This is a genomic window from Mycobacterium sp. THU-M104, from assembly GCF_049197365.1.
Taxonomy (GTDB): domain Bacteria; phylum Actinomycetota; class Actinomycetes; order Mycobacteriales; family Mycobacteriaceae; genus Mycobacterium.
This window is the reverse complement of record NZ_JBMIOP010000055.1, coordinates 1-2,291: the sequence shown is the minus strand read 5'-3', so window position 1 is coordinate 2,291 and position 2,291 is coordinate 1. Positions and strand designations below refer to the sequence as shown.

The window sequence follows — 2,291 nt, the reverse complement described above, 5'->3', positions numbered from 1 at the left end:
GACAAATACGCCCTAACCTACCTCGGCGGTGTCCTATTAGCCTGCGCCGTAATCCATTCCCGCGTCGGAAACAACCAATTGGGAGACACGCCCTAGGTGCGCAGCCGGTCCGATGCCGGCCTGTCAGCAGCGTGCAACGCAGAGCTGAGTGAGAATGTCGCGATGCCCGGCGGCAGCCGCGGGTGCGCGCGCGTTGATGTAGCCCGGCCGGCAGTACGGTGCCACGGCAGGCAACGGGGACCGCACCACTTGGGTGGCGGTGCGGGTTCCGGTCGGCGGCCGGTCGCGGGTCATCCAGGCATTCTTTTTCTGATGCATCGGCGATCGGTCGCTGGAGAAGCCGTCGTCGACGACGGATCGGGCCCGCTGGTCGCGGTGCAGCTGAGCGTCGACGACGGATTGGGCCCGCTGGTCGCGGTGCAGCTGAGCGTCGACCGCGCGGTGAGTTCCCTGGGACGTGGATGCCCGCTGCGGGACGATGGCAGTGGAAACCGCGGTGCCCCGGGCTGCCCAACCGGTCGTGACGGCGGCCAAGACGCACAGTGCGATCAGGGCCGCGGCCGCCGGCCACCACCGTCGACCCGTACCGCCACACCCAAGCCTCACAGTGGCGTCCATTTTAGTGGGGGGCGCCCCCCACCGACCTGTGAGAACGATCAAAGTCCGGTGTGCGTTCCCCAAGCGGCGATGCCGGTGCGTGTCCATGCCGCGAGCCAACGGCCGGAATGCGGGGTATCAAACGCGGGGTATCTGGGGGGTATCTGGGGGACGAAGCCGCACTGTCCGGCGCGCAGGGGGGCGTATACCCACCAGGCTGCTCGAGGTTCTCAGACGCTCCAGCTGGGGATCATGGCCGGCCGGGCGAGAAACCGGTTGTCGGGCAGGACGATCGGGGGTCCGCCGCGCCCGAGCGCCATGGGTGGTACGAATGATGGCGGGCCTTGCACGCCGGGCGCGGCCCGTGCGCCGACGCCCGGCGCGGTCAGCGGGACGTTTCCCAGGGTCGCGCCCAGCGTCGGCGGGATAACCGGCGTCCACGCGGGCGGAACCGACAACGGCCCAATCGTCGCGGCCTTACCCGCCTCTGCCGCAATCGCACTACCCAAACTGCCGAGCCCACCCGCCGGAAGGGGCAAAACACCCCCGAGCCCGCCGGAGGCGGCCTGCCCGGCAGCATTGAGCGCTTCGGCCCCACCGGAGTCCGCAACCATGCCGACCAGGGCCAGCAGATCACCGGCGGCGAAGTTGCCGGGCATGTAAAAACCGGACGAGAAGACCGTGTTCCAGAGGTTGGAATTCAAACCCAGACCGTTGCTGCTGAAAATGTCATTGAACATTCCCGCCCACCCCGTGGTCGAGGTGCTGTTGCCGGCCAGCAAGCTCAACAACCCCGACGACGCCGACGACGCCGACGCGCTGATGCTGCTGGCCGCACTCGGGGTGCCGGCCGTCGCGGAGGCGGCGGGCGAGGCCAGCGTTTGCAGGGTGGTGGGTACAGCGGAGATCAACTGCGTCAACGCGCCCTTCGTACTCGTGCTGGCGGCCTGCGCCGTTGCGGCGGCCTGACTCGCCGCGGCAGACGGATTGGTGGCCCGCGGGGCCGCGGTGAACGCGCTCAGCCGCGTGGCGAGCGCCGAATCACCCGCGTAGCCATACATCGCGGCCGCATCCTGGGCCCACATCTCGGCGTAGTGGGCTTCGGTGGCCGCGATCGCCGGGGCGTTTTGACCCAGCAGGTTCGTCGCCACCAACAACGCGAGCTGGGCTCGGTTTGCCGCGATCACCGGCGGTGCCACCGTCGCGGCGAACGCCGACTCGAACGCCGACTCGAACGCCGCGGCGGCCGTCCTGGCCGCACCGGCGGTCTGCTCGGCCTGCGCGGCCACGGTATTGACCCACCCCACGTGCGCGGCCGCCGCGGCCGTCATCGGCACCGACGCGGAGCCCTGCCATCGGTGACCGGCCAACCCCGACACGGTCGACGTGAACGCCGCCGCAGCCGAATGCAATTCGGCTGCCAAGAAATCCCAGGCCGACGCGGCCGACATCATGGACTGCGACCCGTCGCCCGAATACATCCGGCCGGAGTTGATCTCAGGTGCATCGAAACTGCAAGTAGTTTGCAACAGCATCCCTTGGGTAGCAACAATCTCCAATCCCCCCGCCGCTGGTCGCTCTGGAACAGCGGCCACGATCGAGGTGCCTCACGTAAAAGTGAGCGCGAAGCGGTAGCTGGTGCCTCACGCATAGTGAGCGCGTGGAGGCTTGCACTACTTCGCCTTGGCCAATCG

The 2,291-nt window shown here is 68.6% G+C and carries 2 protein-coding genes and 1 pseudogene; 1 reads left to right on the top strand and 2 read right to left on the bottom strand.

The window, feature by feature from the left end:
• A pseudogene (locus ACOJVU_RS05830) lies at positions 1–96 on the top strand (IS5 family transposase); the annotation flags it as partial.
• A gap of 27 nt (positions 97–123) precedes the next feature.
• On the opposite strand, the gene ACOJVU_RS05825 reads toward ACOJVU_RS05830, so the two are convergent.
• Together ACOJVU_RS05825 and ACOJVU_RS05820 are read right to left on the bottom strand one after the other, a co-directional pair.
• A complete protein-coding gene (locus tag ACOJVU_RS05825; RefSeq protein WP_421528906.1) occupies positions 124–534 on the bottom strand; it encodes a hypothetical protein in 411 nt (136 codons plus the stop codon).
• 293 nt (positions 535–827) lie between these two features.
• The gene (locus ACOJVU_RS05820) at positions 828–2,132 is read right to left on the bottom strand and encodes a PPE family protein (RefSeq protein ID WP_421528905.1); all 1,305 of its coding nucleotides are present in this window, start codon (positions 2,130–2,132) and stop codon (positions 828–830) included.
• Positions 2,133–2,291: the final 159 nt, after the last annotated feature.